Genomic DNA, 14,175 nt, shown 5'->3' on the forward strand with positions numbered 1-14,175 from the left:
TTCAGGCACTCAGTGATTCCGGTTCTGTACGTGATATTTCCAAAACTCGCTGTAACCAATACGAAATTTGAACAGATGCAGATTGCTTTTGTTCAGCATCAGTCCAAATATCGTCCCAATGGAATAGCCAACGAGTCAGAAGACGAACTAAATCAACTAACTCACAGGCTCGGTCAATATCATCTGCCTTTACCATGTCTGGCACAGTCCACTCAACAAAGTATCTGCTTTCATCAACCAAAGCCAGTATTAAATCCTCTGATGAGCCTTGAGTCCACAAAGATTGAATTTGTGACAAGTGTGTAGCTAGACGACGTAAACGTGTAGTCACATCATCTTGCATAAAAATTTGTTGCTTTGGTGTCACTTCGATCATAAATTTCCTAGGAACTCGTTAATCAGTTGAGCTACCCTTTCTCTAATTTTAGGGTCTAAAAGTTCCATTGATCTATTTTGCCGGGGACGAAGATTAACCATCGACTCATAAATGATTTTTCCACTTATCGGCATAAAACTGGCAGCCCAAATATCTTGTTGTCTACTGCCGTCATCTAGCAACTTTTCTTCACAATCAGCGTGTAGACCACCACCACCAACCAGCACCCGACGTTCGATATCAACTGCGGTTCTAATGTAAAACTTGTGAGAACGCAGCATAAGTTCAAGTTGCTCCGGGGTAGCGCGTTCGCGTAACAGCAAAATCATTTAAATCATAACCTCTATCAGGGAAAGGCATTTTAATTATGGAACGGAATCAAGCACAAACAATCGTTGTAAGTCTCACTGGTACATTAGCGGCCATATCTATTGGGTACATTGGAGTACAAATTTTTGGCAGATATACAATGTACACGATTGCTACAGTCATGTTAGGGCTGGGTACTGGAGGAGCTATCGGTCAGATTTTGGTGGAGAAAAGGCAGCAGCGAATAGTACAACCACAATCAAAACAAAGATAGGAACAATCGTATGGAAACTTCAAAAGTTGTCACTATTCCCAATCATTGGACATCACCAAAATACTCGTTAGGGCAAAGAACCAAGCAGGGGATGATTGTAGGCGTTCAGTATTGTCTATTTGAAAACTTGGTGGTTCCTGAACGAGATGGTTCATGGCGATATGCAATATTAGTTAGCACCGAAGATGAACAGGTCGAATATATTTCCGAATCTGGGGTTCAATTACCACCTGAGAAGGAGTTGCGTTTGGAGATAGAAGGCGAGATTGACTTTTGCCAGCGCAAGATTGAGAATCTGACACAGTATTTAGAGGCGGTGTGAAAAATCGGGCTTTAATAAAAAAAGCCCCAAAAGCCTGTTTTTCTCAAAACTTGACCAAGTGTGCCGCTTTGAGTTGTGACATCTCTACTCTTTACCCCGACAGGATTTGAGGCATTTTTAACCACTCAAAAATCAAGTTAAAAAACAAAAGCGGCACGGAAAGCGGCCAAAAAAGGGAGAAAAATGGCTCTAATAATTGCAGGGAGGGAGTTTTAGAAAATAATGGCTGTGACACTAGAAATATAAGGGTTTCAGAAAAAGCGGCACGATGTCGCAACGAAAGAATAAGGGTTTTGAGCATTTTAAAATGTCACGGCACACTTGATTTGCGACATCNNCGAAAGACTTCTTGGCATTTGTCGGATAAAGGTGAAGCTGGNGGGCCATCTGAGAATAAGGGGCGGGGANNNGGGAGGAGGGATGGAATTTTCCTTTANCCCTTTTCCCTGCAAGAGGTCTAATAAAAAAGAGGGGCGAATTCTGCCCCCCAATTAATGAAGAAAAGGAGAAGGGGCAAAGGAGAAAACTTTATAATTCCCCATTCCCCATTCCCCATTCCCCATTCCCCATTCCCCATTCCCCATTCCCCATTCCCCATTCCCCATTCCCCATTCCCCATTCCCCATTCCCCATTTCCCTTTCCCCCTTTCCCATTATTAAGCCACAGCCCATCGTATCCATTGCTCTACTTCTGGGCGACTTAAACGTTTAGAAGCTTTGAAAGTAACTTGCTGTTTTCGTGCCCAACGGTAAAGTGTTCGTACTGTTACCTGTTTACCTGTGACTCTAAGAATGATTTCTGGTAAGTCCTTTCCAACTGCGTTGGTGTAACAAGCGTTATAAATTGCTTCAGCTAGATGCAATTCGGCAAATGGATTTCCTGAGAGTTTAAACTTAATTTGAAACAGGGTGAATTTTTTATTTGGCTCTAACTTCTTCATGTAAGTCAAAGTCAATAACCACATAGCTTGTTCCTTTACCACTTCCCTAGCGTACTGTGGAACTTGGCACAATCTTAACCATTTGCGCCAAGTACGTTCTGCTATGGGATGGCAATAGACTTGCTCACATGAGGTTTTTAGCCAGTCTAAAGGATATTTTTCCATAGCTTTTTAGTTTACTCCTCGGTAGGTACTGCTGATTCGTCTACTAAAAATGTTTCCCAGTCAACCGTTTCAATATCCAACACGTCTTTCAAGCCATTGTTTTTGAGTATGCCTGCAATTAACTCACCAACTGTTGAGTGATTAATCGCAGCTTCTTGTTTTAAGTCCTGACAAACTTCTCGCCAATTTCCATCGCTGGAAACCCGATCAATCAAAATTGCTTCTGCCATACGAGTTTTGCTTACTCCTCTGGTGTGTCCCCATAGAATCAGGCGTATCTCTTTAACTAAGGGAAGGTTAACGGAAAATCTTCGATCGCGTTTATCTGCCATATTTATGATGCCAATTAGATTCCATAATTATACTTTTTAGCGTCCTATTTCCTAATTTTAATGCTATACCAAATAAATGGATGCTAAAATAACACTATTACTTGCATAAATGGAAGCATTTTATGGAAAAAGTTCAACAATTCCTTCAACCCTACAATATAGAAGCCACTGAGTCAGAAATCGCTGACCTCTGCGCCCAAGTTAACGCTGACATCGACCAATTGACCGATCAACAAGCCCAAGCGATCGCTACTCAGATTCTTGAGCTTAGGCAAACGTCCGGGAAACTGGCTACCAATGGCAAGTCCAAGAATAGCAACGGTAAATTAGGTAAGAACTCACCCCGCCGTAAATCCATTCCTCCACTGCAAGGAGCGATCGCTCACGCATCCCAGGTTTCAAACCAAGAAATTCAATCTTTGGAGGATGTTCTCAACGTCGGGATTGATGCTTACACAACCGACAAAGCTGACCAGTTGTTATCAACGATCCGCAATGCCCCCAAGGACGTGGTGAGTAAGTTTGTCTCTAAAGCGATGGAGGAGGAAGCTGACGTAGATTCCTTTCGTGCAATCGGTGACGAACTCGTTGCGGGTATTTTCGGCATTAGCCCAACAAATGCGACCGAATAAATTGATTGGATTAGCAGCAGTACTAAATCTGCTGCTATTAACCCTCGTTTTGGGCGTGGCAATATATGGAGCAACAAGACCAAACCCATCGCAAAGCATTAAATATTCACCTGAAGAAGGACGGGGAATTGAATCTGTCAGGGCTGACACTAGAAAACCTGACAACAGAAGAATTCCTGGTAGTCCAGCAAATTATTGATGAGTCGAGAGTGCGATCGCATTCCAATAGACAGATTGAGGAATTGATGCAACGGGGAATGATGGCTCAAACTGCGATCGCAGCAATAACAGTATTGATGTTTTCGTTCATGGGGATATATGGCATAACCCGGTACATCGGGTCACAAGTTCAACAAGTTCAGCAAACTTATACACAGGAGTCAGGAGTCAGGAGTCAGAATTCAGGAGAACTGAATAGGTAGATTTGAAAAGCGAAAATTTAATGCTTTATAGCCTGTTTATTCAGTACTACAATTCTTTATTCTGGCTTCTGACTACTGACTTCTGGATTCTTTAATTAGTAGTTAAAGGGGAGAAAGCAATGTTAGGTAAATGGCTTCCTGGTTTGTTTGGTAGTAAAGGTGATGGAGTAGTATCAACGGATTTAAGAGTTGGGGATGCAACACAAATTGAGGGTAATTTACCTTCATCAATCCGCGATCGCTACACATTGCCAGCTTACACTACAGCACAACAGGTTTTGGATGAGGCAGAAGTAGCTGGCAATTTGAAAGCACAGAAGTGGTTGCACACTAAATTTTCTCGGCACAGGCTCAAGCAGTTGCAATCCTTGGCAGAGATGTATAAAAACCAATTGGCATATTCCCAAGAAGCCATGAAGGTTGAGGAAGATTTGCAGCGAACCAGGGGATTACATGGGGAGGCAGTGATCCGTCATGCCTTTGGTTCGCAGGAGCAACAGCGTCAACTTGGAGGATACGAGAAAGCATTTGATGAAGTGGGAGATTCATTCAGATTTTAGGTTATGCAAAGTATTAAGCTCTCTCATGTAGGATATGCAGTGTCTGGGGTTGGCTTTTCTATGTTTATGGGTTATTTATCCGTTGCCAGCCCCGTTAGTCGATACATTCTTTGGTTTATTGGCATAATCTCCATCTGCTGCATAGTTCTGGGGTTATTCAACTTTGGCGGTTTAGTCATTAAAGGATTCGGCTTTAACCGCAAAACTTTCATTATTGGATTAATGCCTGGAGTCATATTTCTGTTTATCTTCTTGACTTTAGTTGCAGCTGGTGTTGCTTTGGGGGTGAGATAAGTTTATGCCATTTGAATTACAACGTCTAACTGCCAGTAGCGTTATTCATGCAGAACGGAGTATTTTATGTTCTTTAGGAGCGAGTGCAGTATTATGCCTGTCTGCTCCTTTTTTCTTAAACACTGACAGAATAACAACCGGGATGCTACTTGGTGCGGGAACAGTGAGTGCTGGCTTATTTGGGGTATCCGCCCAAATCAGCGAAAGTAAGGAAAAAGTTTACCAGTCTTTGCTAGAAGCTGACCTCAAAGCACTTAAACAGCATTTACAAGGTGAGGCTGTTTATGATTATGTCACCACTGCGATCGCAGCTAAACGCAGAGTTGCTGATTACGTGAATCGGCTACCAGTGCAAGAGCGCCCCCGGTGGATTGCTGAATATCAGTTGCAGGGGTTGGTTACTCTTCCCCAACCACCAGCACAACAATCACCTTCACCGATTGGTATTCCTAATCCAGATATTGCTGACATCGGTGAAGAGTCGGTGCAGTCCGTGATTAATCCGGGTGCGATGAAAATTCTGCAAGCGATCGCTGCTAATTATCCTGAGTACATCAGAATTGATGGTGCTTGGATTGATGAACTATGTGATGCTGCATCTAATCAAAATATGACTCTTCGCAGCAATCACCATTTTTACCTTTCTGGTGGCACACAATCCGGCAAGTCAACTCTGGCTGGAGTGATTATTAATAAAATTGCTGCAAAATCTCAAAGTCCGGCAATTGTCATTGGCAGCGATCCAAAAGATGATGTCACCAGATGGCTGTGCAAGTTCAGCCGTAAGTTTGACGGCATGAAAGCCTTAAGAGATTGGATTACTTTCGCCACTAACATGATTGACCAACAAAAAGCTAGGGTTGCAAAAGTTGGTGGTGAATGTCAGGGTGTTCCCGAATTATTTCTTGCTCAAGATGAGGTGGACTCTGTATTTGGTGGTGGCAAGGGACTTCCGGGAATGGTTGATGCTGATACTGCCAAAGACTTGCAAGGTTTTTGGAACTATATCATCAAATTCACTGCTGGGTTAAAGGGTCATGGTTTATTTATGGGCCAGTCCCCACTCTCTGGGGAAACCGGATTTAGCCGCCCGTCCTTGAAAAATGTTTGCTTTATTGCGATGGGGCAAACATCAAGTTATATCCTTGACCATCCCCAGGATTTTCTGAATGTCAAAAAAGAAATTCTTGAAATCTTGCGACAGGCTTGCGAAATGTTGGATAAAGCCGGAGTTCGATATGCCCTAGTAATTCCCACTCGATCTAATCCTTTTGTTGCTCTAATCCCGGAATTTGATATTAAAGGTCTGGAACAAAAACAGGATTCCAAACCGAATAGTGACACTGTTGATAGTTCTAAAAATAATCAACAATCCTCACAGCAGCAGGTTGACTGGTACGAAGAAATTAGAAAATGGGCAACAGAATTAGGGAGAAGACCACATTTTCAGGAAATCAAACAAAAGTGGTACGAATTAACGGGGCAAGAGTTAAACGAAAAGGGGGTAACTCTATTACTGGAAAATCTCGGCTACACAGACGATTAAACTGGAATGCTCGATATGGTAATCCTAAAGAGTATAAAAAACAAGTAGCGATCGCACACAGAAAAACTCACAATTATTGTGTAGTCTGCCTGACTAAGAAAAGTGAAGAGATCCATCACGCTTACTACGGCAACGACATCATTGGTCAATCTACATTTCCTACGTGCTACCGTTGTCATAATGAGATTTGTCATAGTCCAATCAACTGGATAAAAAGCCGTAGTAATCCTGTTTGGGGGAATCGCAATACTGACGAATTTATTACGAGATTGAGGCTGGGATATCAGCTACTTTATGGAGGGATTATCTATGATTAAGCTCTTGCTAAAATATGCACCTAATTCAATTGTTGATGCTGTAAACGATATTTCTTTAGCAGAACTTGATAAACGAGGTTTAATAGTGTGGGCTGATGCGCCGCGCCTGGAGCCAGAAGATGAGAACTCAGCATTTAATCTAGCTATTCAGTTTCAAAACGTTACACCGGATAATATACCGTTCATACTCCAGGCGATCGCTCAAACATATACAAATTACGGTGATTGCTTGGCTCTGAAATACTTGATGGAACTTTCAGCCGAATACTTTAGTTGAATTGGAGTTCACGAAGATGTATAACTAATACGATGATTTAAGTTTTTCAGAACAGTTACACCTGACTGAAGAGGAGATTAGACGGCGGCACAATCATCAGATGTTCTTGCATCGAAATGCCCAGATGTTGCAACAAGAGTTAGACTTGGAAGATGAACTTTTGGCAGAAAATCCAGAGTTAGCCCAGGCGGTTCATGCTTTTAATATGCAGGAGATTCTTGCCCAGCAGCAAGGATCGTTTGATGTTATGCAAGGAGATTCAACCTCTAAAGGACAAAGTGTTTGGAGCAAATTTTTTCCCGGATTGGGGAAGAGCTAGTTTACTATCCAAGATTGACCTATTCTCAGTATAATTGGGTGATAACCCTCAATTTGAGGTAGATATATCGTAGCTGAAACTAGGGGCAATATAGGCTGAAAGTATTTCTGCGTAATATTTTTAACTATTGCTTTTTGATAAATCATCCAAGCCTTGTTTGCTTCTTGTTAGGCAAGGTTGTAACGGAAGAACAAGGGCTTCATGCCTGTAATTGGCATACTACGGACCTCAGTTTTAGGTAAATTTGTACTGTTTTGACCCTAGTGCCAACTACGCTATATTTACCCCTGCTTCTTGCTTATTCATAAATCTCGCCAAGTATCGAGAGTCGCCAAAATAGTATGAGTGATTGGCGAGTTTTAGCAAATTTTGCCAGATTGCTTGACATAATAGATAGTTAAGATTTTTTCAAGTGAGCGTTATTACTAGCATTTATAATTAAATATTATTTTTACAGTTAATATATGGCATTAGAATTTAGACCAATAGTAATCAATGATAGAAGAACTTACGTTTTTACAGAATATGGAATAGAAATTATTCCTGATGCTAATACAATTCCCGAACCTCGTACTGTTGAATATATTTCGTCTGGTCAAGAACTTCCTGTAGGAACGCCAAAAGTGTTTTCGTTTACTTCTTACCGTTCTTTCGTTGGATTTACTATAGCTGAACCATATAAAAGAATATTTAGAATTGAATTATTTGGTAGAACTGGAAATAGTAGTGTTATGAAATTAGAAATTGAAACATCAGAGGAGCAATTAGAAGAATTAAAAACCTTACTAATAGAAGGAATAAGTAAAGCTTAGTGCTAGTCTCAACCACTTTGACTGGTCTAAACATTGCTTTTCATACTTTTCAGTCTTGACAAGCGAGTAAGCAGAAATTTCTCCATAGTGCTGAAATCGGTTATAGTGAGTGATTTCCAGAGCCATTACCTACCTGCGCTTGTACCCCTCAAACGAGTTGCAAAATGCCTCAAGTCCCTGTTTAGGGGACTATTAGTATCCATTTCTAACTTTTTTCATCAATAACTGTCTCTACACCATTTCTAGCCACAGGCGATAACATAGCCAAACTTGCCGCCACCCTCAAAACCTGCTCATCCGACACTTCAAAATATTTTTGCAACTACTCCAAATTCCGATGAAGAGAGATTTCCTGAATTACTCGCAGTGGGATGCGAGCGTTACTCATCTGGGCTAAGGCAGTACGCCTAAAGCTATAGGTAGATACGCCAATTACCCCAGCTTGGAGAGCAAGCCCCTCTCAAAATCCTAGCGGCTGAGTCTTCGCTTATGTTTCCATCACTGCGACTCGGGGAACAGATAACTCTCTCCGGCCAGTGGGTAGTATTCAACCAATAACCGCGGTCATCGGTCATTGGTCATTGGTCATTGGGTATTTGGCATTGGGCATTAGTCATGTGATTTTAGTCGCCAAAGTGCCTATACTTTCGCAGAAACCGAAGCTCATCTCAAGGACATTGAAAAAGAGGTAGAAGCAGCACTAAAAATCGGACTACCCGCCACATTTGTTCGTGAAACTTCCTTGCCCTTTCCTATTGTTGGTGCTGTTAAGTTTGACAACCAAGCACAATTTCACTCTCGCAAATACCTTTTACACCTGATCAAGCAGATTCCTGGTAATGGAAGTTACGTATTTGAAAATACAAGAGTACTGAAAGTCGCTGAAGATAATCGTTGTCAAGTTACTACTGACAAAGGAATTATTCAGGCACAGGATGTCATCGTTGCAACTAATATTCCCATTACCGATGAAGGATTATTCTTTGCTAAAACTTACCCCAAACGTTCTTACATCATTGGTGCGCGGATTGCAGAGCAGAAAGCACCTGTGGGAATGTACATCGGTTCAGGAGAAAAATACTACTCTATTCGGACTACTCCTGACAAGAATGGCTTATTGCTACTTGTTGGTGGCGGCGGTCATCAAGTGGGAATAGTGGAGAATACTGAAGAAAAATATCTAGATTTAGAAAATTATGCCCGTTCTCGCTTTGATATCGATTCCATTGACTATCGTTGGTCTACTCAGGATTTTGTCTCTTTTGACAAGATACCATACGTAGGCAAATTAACTCCTCTAAGCAAGCATACCTTTGTGGCAACTGGGTTTAGTCTGTGGGGCATGACTCAAGGAACCTTGTCTGGAATGATACTTTCTGACCAGATTTTAGGCATTGAAAATCCTACGGCTGATTTGTACGATTCAACCCGCGCAACTCCTTTTCTCACTCCACAAGGTATAAAGCAAAACTTGGAGGTTGGCGCTCATTGGGTAGGCGATCGCCTCAAGGGATTGAATAAATCTCTGCAAGATGTGGCTATCGGTGAAGGAAAGCTAGTCACTGTCGATGGTGATAAAGTTGCCGCTTACCGAGATCAAACAGGAGAAATACACGCTGTTTCTGCGGTATGTTCTCACTTGGGTTGTGTTGTTGCTTGGAACAGTGCTGAGAAAAGTTGGGACTGTCCCTGTCATGGTTCACGTTTCAGTTGCAAGGGGGAAGTTTTACACGCCTCGACAGTGAAAGATTTAAAGAAATTTTAGCTTTAACTATTGCCTATTAAGGGTTTTATCATTTCTTAGCTGCTTGCACACCCCCTTTTCTACCTTGTGTCGCCTTCGGTTCTTCTTCCTTACTAGAGTTAACCATTTTAACCAAGTGCTGATTTAGATAACTTTGCGCTGATATGTAAAGACTTTCCCAAATCTCCTGGTTCCGACTGATTTTTGTACCGACTGTATTCCCTGCTGTTTTCTCCGACACCAAGTATTTGCGGAAATAGTTATTCCACAGATGTTGCAGAAAATCTTCGGCGAATTCGTTAAACGGCAGAATCCATTTATAGTCCTTGTCCAAAAATACCCGATATGATGCGATTATTGGTAGTGCCAAGTCAGTTGGCGCACCAAACCCAAAAGAGTACTTACTGTCCGGCAACAATGTAGTTTTACGTATATCAATTGATGCTAGGTCGTTAGCACCCTTTCTTCTGGGGTTGCTGATATAGTCTTGGATTATTTCGTAGAGTCTTTGCTCTATCCACAGAGCATGAGTCAAGAGAGGCAGCAAGGCGGTTAATCTTTCCCTTTCTGCGTCTGTGATGTTACTTGGAAGACTCATCCCTACTGGGTGCTTGGTTCGTTTATTGCCGTCGGGGTTGTATTTATTTCTGTCAAGGCAGTAAAGGAGCTTCAGCAAGTGGGTGACATTACACTGGGCATTTCTGGGAGCGCCGCTTTGGTTTTGATAATAAGCGATGCGGAATTTCCTATCTTCTTTCTGTTCTAACTGGGCTAAATACTGCTTGATGAATTTGTAATCACCCCTGGCGTTGACTTTGGAGCGAGAATCTACTGGCGTTGTGGTGTTGGAGGCCAGGGCTATATCTTTGGCTGATTCTTCAGTCAGTCCAATGTGGATGGTAACTTTTACTCTGGCTTGACTTAAATTGTAGTTATAATTTTTCGCTTGCTCAAACCCTAATACTGTATGGCCACCGTTGATAATGCCATCGCTGCCCCCCTCGTTAGCTTCTAAGACTTCTAGCTCCAGTTCAGTTTTGTTCTTGATAGGCTTAACTTTATTGGCTGACAGAACGATTCCACTGTGGCGAGAGAAGAATTTATCGGGTTCGGTTGTCAGTGAGTCGAAGACTTGTCTGTAAGTCGCGCTTTTGCGGTTTGGTTCCCTGATGTTGGGTTCTAGCGGCAGGTCTATAGGGAATGAGTCTACATGGGCGGTGGCGATGATGCAATTGGGGTTGGCTTGAAAATAGTTATCTATCTTTATATTCCAAGTCTTGGGCATACTTGATCTAGCAATGAAATTAATAGGTCAAGACTAATGTATCTCTAATTGTTGTCGAATTATGCCATCGCTGTTCCTGTTAACCAAATGGTTGACCCCAACGCTGCCAGTTTTCTTTATTAAACGGCGACTGCCATTTCAAAATTAAGCTTAACTCCAAATAATCTTGTCGTGCGCGTCGCTCAACTGGGGTATCCCACCAAAACATAGCGTTTACTGCTGTTTTCAACCCATAGCAATAATGCAAGTCTTGATACGTGACAACTCTCACCGCTAACTGCTTTTCAGTTAGCGGGAGTATCTGTGCGATTCGTTGTGAAGTTAATCACAGTATTCAGTCCGTAAATAACTACACCAACCAACTCTGCTACAGAGCGGTTGAACTCTTGGAGGAATGCGGGTGAAAACCCCGCCCACCAGACTCAGGTGTGACTCCCTGTCTACCCACATTGACCAGACTCGGTTTCTGGAGGATGAAGCTGGGAACAGGGCGCAATCAGACATCCGTTGTGGGATGACACTGGCGCTAATGGGGAGTTCCCACGGTGAAATATAGCCTATAAAAGCAACCTACCCGCAAGCGGGGCACAACAATAACACCCCGACTTTACTGGAATTAATTCCTGCCGCGTCTTAGATGCTACAGTGTTTTGTTTAAGTCCCGCTATTTGTATCACACTTTTAGTGAATTAGTATGACAGCTATGTCATATCTATTCTTGATGATAAAAGTCACAACTACTTTTGGGAATTATAAACTGGACAACCTTTATTGAGGGTTACTGACCTTCAGCTATCTGCACGGAGACAAGAAATGCAGCAAACTACGATAAAGCAGCAATTCCTACCCAAGCTGGATCGTTCATTTATAATAGCAGCACTGACCATTCCTATTGTTCACCTCGGACTTGGATACATAGGTTTATCCATGACATTTGTCGGTGGTGCATCAGCGTTTTGGCCTTCATTCGGTGTGTTTTTAGCAGGAATGTTATTGGTAGGCTATCGGGTCTGGCCTATCATATTTTTGAGTGATTTTATTGTTAGTTATATTTTCTTTTTTAAGAACAATCTTTTAATTAGTACTATCATTCCGGCTATCAACTTAATTACTCCTTTCGTAGCAACTTTTTTAATTCATAAGTTTATCAAGCGTCGCCATTTCTTAGAGCGATCGCAAGATGTTTTTAAATTTATGCTTCTGACTATACCCAGTCCCCTAATCAGTTCCATCTTGGCTGCACTAACGCTTTGTATTAGTGGTATTGCACCTTGGTCAATATTTAGTAACATTTGTCGAACTTGGCTGACATCAGACAGCACAGGTATTTTAATTGTTACACCTTTAGTGCTGGCATGGTTGCAAAAATCTCCATCGCCGAGAAGCTTCCATCGGCGACAAATTATCGAACTTGCATTCGTCTTATTGTCAATGATGGTGATTGTTCGGGTCGCTTTTTCGGGGGGATACCCGATTGAATACATGATCATTCCGCCGTTAATTTGGACGGCATTTCGATTTGAAGCGCGGATATCAACTCTAGCTGTACTTATTGTGTCAGCGATCGCGGTTTTTGGTACTGTTAAAGGCTTTGGTTCGTTTGCCAAACAACTCTCACCTAATGAATCGCTGATCTTGTTGCAATCATTCATTTGTGTAATTGCTATCACTACCTTTGTGATCTCTGCGGTAACTAGTGAAAACCAAAGATCAGCAATTATACTGCGGCAAACCAATGATGAACTAGAGCGACGAGTTGAAGAACGAACAGCCCAACTCAACGAAGCAAAAACTGTTGCCGAAGTTGCCAATCAAGCCAAAAGTGAATTTCTCGCCAACATGAGCCACGAATTACGAACTCCACTAAATGGCATCCTCGGTTATACTCAAATTCTCCAACGGACTGAAACCTTGTCGGAAAAAGGATACAAAGGAATTGAAATTATCCATCAATGCGGCTTTCATCTATTAACTTTAATTAATGACGTTTTGGATTTGTCTAAAATCGAAGCCCGCAAAATGGAGTTGCATCCCATCGATTTCCATTTTCCTTCGTTTCTGGAAGGAGTAGTCGAAATCTGTCGGATTAAAGCCGATCAAAAAGTTATTTTATTCACCTATCAGCCCGACTCTCAACTCCCAGTTGGTATCCACGCCGATGAGAAAAGACTGCGGCAAGTTCTGATTAATCTTTTGGGTAACGCAGTCAAGTTTACAGATAAAGGAGGGGTGACTTTAAAAGTAAACGTTATTAATCATTCGTCCAGGGTCAGTAGCCAAGAAACACAACAAATAACTAATTATAAAATTCGTTTTCAAGTAGAAGATACAGGGGTTGGGATGACATCGATGCAATTGCAGAAAATCTTCCTTCCCTTTGAGCAAGCAGGAGACATCAAACGACAATCTGAAGGAACAGGTTTGGGATTAGCTATTAGTCAAAAAATTGTTTACCTCATGGGTAGTACTTTGGAAGTTGAAAGTCAAATTGGTCAAGGTAGTATTTTCTGGTTTGAAGTAGAGTTACCAGAAGCAAAACAATGGGCTGCAAGTTCCAGAGTAATACAACAAGGAGCTATTACAGGCTATCAAGGCAAAAAACGCAGCATTTTAGTAGTAGATGACAAGTGGGAAAACCGTTCGGTAATCCTTAATTTATTAGAACCAATTGGATTTGAGTTAATAGAAGCTAGTAATGGACAAGAGGGGATTGATCGGGCTGTTACATCTCAACCTGACTTGATCCTTACTGATTTAGTTATGCCTGTAATGAATGGCTTTGAGCTGATTCGGTACATCAAGCAATCTGCTCAGTTAAAAAACGTAGCAATAATTGCTTCTTCTGCAAGTGTGTTTGACAGCGATCAAAATCGTAGTTTAGATGTTGGGGCGGATGCTTTCTTATCTAAACCTGTTGTAGCTGAAACTTTGCTGGAATTACTGCGATCAAAATTAAATTTGGTATGGATTTATGCACCAGAATCGGAAGTTTTTTCAAAGTGCAATCAAACTCATATTCAGTCAGATTCTCAGAATCTATCTTTACCTTCAATTGAGATTTTGACTAACTTGTATGAGTTAGCAAAAGATGGCAATATTGATGAAATATTACATGAAGCCAATAACTTAAAGAGTAATCATCCTGTTTATTTTGATTTTGCTCAACAAGTAATCCAACTTGCGGAGAATTTCCAAATCAGGAAATTGCGAGAGGCATTAAATCAATTGATAGGCCAGTCCAAATAACT

Annotated in this window: 17 protein-coding genes and 1 pseudogene; 12 read left to right on the forward strand and 6 right to left on the reverse strand. The window is 41.6% G+C overall.

All coding sequences use genetic code 11. From position 1 onward, the window contains the following. Position 1: 1 nt before the first annotated feature. Together QUD05_RS01090 and QUD05_RS01095 are read right to left on the reverse strand one after the other, a co-directional pair. A complete protein-coding gene (locus QUD05_RS01090) occupies positions 2-376 on the reverse strand; it encodes a hypothetical protein (protein WP_289794304.1) in 375 nt (124 codons plus the stop codon). Next, complete coding sequence (locus QUD05_RS01095) at positions 373-705, reverse strand: DUF5674 family protein (RefSeq protein ID WP_289794305.1); 333 nt, start codon at positions 703-705, stop codon at positions 373-375. The genes QUD05_RS01090 and QUD05_RS01095 overlap by 4 nt, the downstream gene beginning before the upstream one ends. Positions 706-743: 38 nt before the next feature. Between QUD05_RS01095 and QUD05_RS01100 the strand changes: the two genes are divergently transcribed. Then, positions 744-959 (forward strand): hypothetical protein, encoded by a 216-nt coding sequence (locus tag QUD05_RS01100; protein ID WP_289794306.1) that lies wholly within the window; start codon positions 744-746, stop codon positions 957-959. Positions 960-969: 10 nt separating this feature from the next. Then, entirely contained in the window at positions 970-1,281 is a 312-nt protein-coding gene (locus QUD05_RS01105) for a hypothetical protein (RefSeq protein WP_289794307.1), read from the forward strand. 656 nt (positions 1,282-1,937) lie between these two features. On the opposite strand, the gene QUD05_RS01110 is transcribed toward QUD05_RS01105, so the two are convergent. Continuing rightward, entirely contained in the window at positions 1,938-2,387 is a 450-nt protein-coding gene (locus QUD05_RS01110) for a hypothetical protein (RefSeq protein WP_289794308.1), read from the reverse strand. A gap of 11 nt (positions 2,388-2,398) precedes the next feature. Next, positions 2,399-2,719, reverse strand: coding sequence for a hypothetical protein (locus QUD05_RS01115; protein WP_289794309.1), 321 nt, complete (start codon positions 2,717-2,719; stop codon positions 2,399-2,401). A 122-nt stretch (positions 2,720-2,841) separates the two neighbouring features. Between QUD05_RS01115 and QUD05_RS01120 the strand changes: the two genes are divergently transcribed. The 9 genes and pseudogenes from QUD05_RS01120 to QUD05_RS01165 form a co-directional block, all read left to right on the forward strand. Continuing rightward, positions 2,842-3,351, forward strand: a complete 510-nt coding sequence (locus tag QUD05_RS01120) for a hypothetical protein (protein ID WP_289794310.1) — start codon at positions 2,842-2,844, stop codon at positions 3,349-3,351. A 65-nt stretch (positions 3,352-3,416) separates the two neighbouring features. Continuing rightward, entirely contained in the window at positions 3,417-3,773 is a 357-nt protein-coding gene (locus QUD05_RS01125) for a hypothetical protein (RefSeq protein WP_289794311.1), read from the forward strand. 119 nt (positions 3,774-3,892) lie between these two features. Next, complete coding sequence (locus tag QUD05_RS01130) at positions 3,893-4,333, forward strand: hypothetical protein (RefSeq protein ID WP_289794312.1); 441 nt, start codon at positions 3,893-3,895, stop codon at positions 4,331-4,333. A 3-nt stretch (positions 4,334-4,336) separates the two neighbouring features. Then, positions 4,337-4,627 carry a hypothetical protein gene (locus QUD05_RS01135; protein ID WP_289794313.1) on the forward strand — a complete coding sequence of 97 codons (291 nt, stop codon included), beginning with the start codon at positions 4,337-4,339 and terminating at the stop codon, positions 4,625-4,627. 4 nt (positions 4,628-4,631) lie between these two features. Continuing rightward, entirely contained in the window at positions 4,632-6,173 is a 1,542-nt protein-coding gene (locus QUD05_RS01140) for a hypothetical protein (RefSeq protein ID WP_289794314.1), read from the forward strand. A 309-nt stretch (positions 6,174-6,482) separates the two neighbouring features. Next, entirely contained in the window at positions 6,483-6,767 is a 285-nt protein-coding gene (locus QUD05_RS01145; RefSeq protein WP_289794315.1) for a hypothetical protein, read from the forward strand. A 100-nt stretch (positions 6,768-6,867) separates the two neighbouring features. Then, complete coding sequence (locus QUD05_RS01150) at positions 6,868-7,086, forward strand: hypothetical protein (protein ID WP_289794316.1); 219 nt, start codon at positions 6,868-6,870, stop codon at positions 7,084-7,086. Between the two features lie 464 nt (positions 7,087-7,550). Then, on the forward strand, positions 7,551-7,898 hold the full coding sequence (locus QUD05_RS01155; RefSeq protein ID WP_289794317.1) for a hypothetical protein: 348 nt from the start codon (positions 7,551-7,553) through the stop codon (positions 7,896-7,898). A 616-nt stretch (positions 7,899-8,514) separates the two neighbouring features. Continuing rightward, positions 8,515-9,663 (forward strand): annotated as a pseudogene (locus tag QUD05_RS01165) (FAD-dependent oxidoreductase); the annotation flags it as partial. A 28-nt stretch (positions 9,664-9,691) separates the two neighbouring features. Here QUD05_RS01165 and QUD05_RS01170 read toward each other — a convergent pair. Together QUD05_RS01170 and QUD05_RS01175 are read right to left on the reverse strand one after the other, a co-directional pair. Beyond that, positions 9,692-10,927, reverse strand: a complete 1,236-nt coding sequence (locus tag QUD05_RS01170) for an AIPR family protein (protein ID WP_289794318.1) — start codon at positions 10,925-10,927, stop codon at positions 9,692-9,694. 79 nt (positions 10,928-11,006) lie between these two features. Further along, positions 11,007-11,198 carry a hypothetical protein gene (locus QUD05_RS01175; protein WP_354666100.1) on the reverse strand — a complete coding sequence of 64 codons (192 nt, stop codon included), beginning with the start codon at positions 11,196-11,198 and terminating at the stop codon, positions 11,007-11,009. Between the two features lie 542 nt (positions 11,199-11,740). On the opposite strand from QUD05_RS01175, the gene QUD05_RS01180 reads away from it, so the two are divergent. Beyond that, the gene (locus QUD05_RS01180) at positions 11,741-14,173 is read left to right on the forward strand and encodes an MASE1 domain-containing protein (protein WP_289794319.1); all 2,433 of its coding nucleotides are present in this window, start codon (positions 11,741-11,743) and stop codon (positions 14,171-14,173) included. Positions 14,174-14,175 lie beyond the last annotated feature (2 nt).

The organism is Nostoc sp. GT001, assembly GCF_030382115.1.
Taxonomy (GTDB): domain Bacteria; phylum Cyanobacteriota; class Cyanobacteriia; order Cyanobacteriales; family Nostocaceae; genus Nostoc.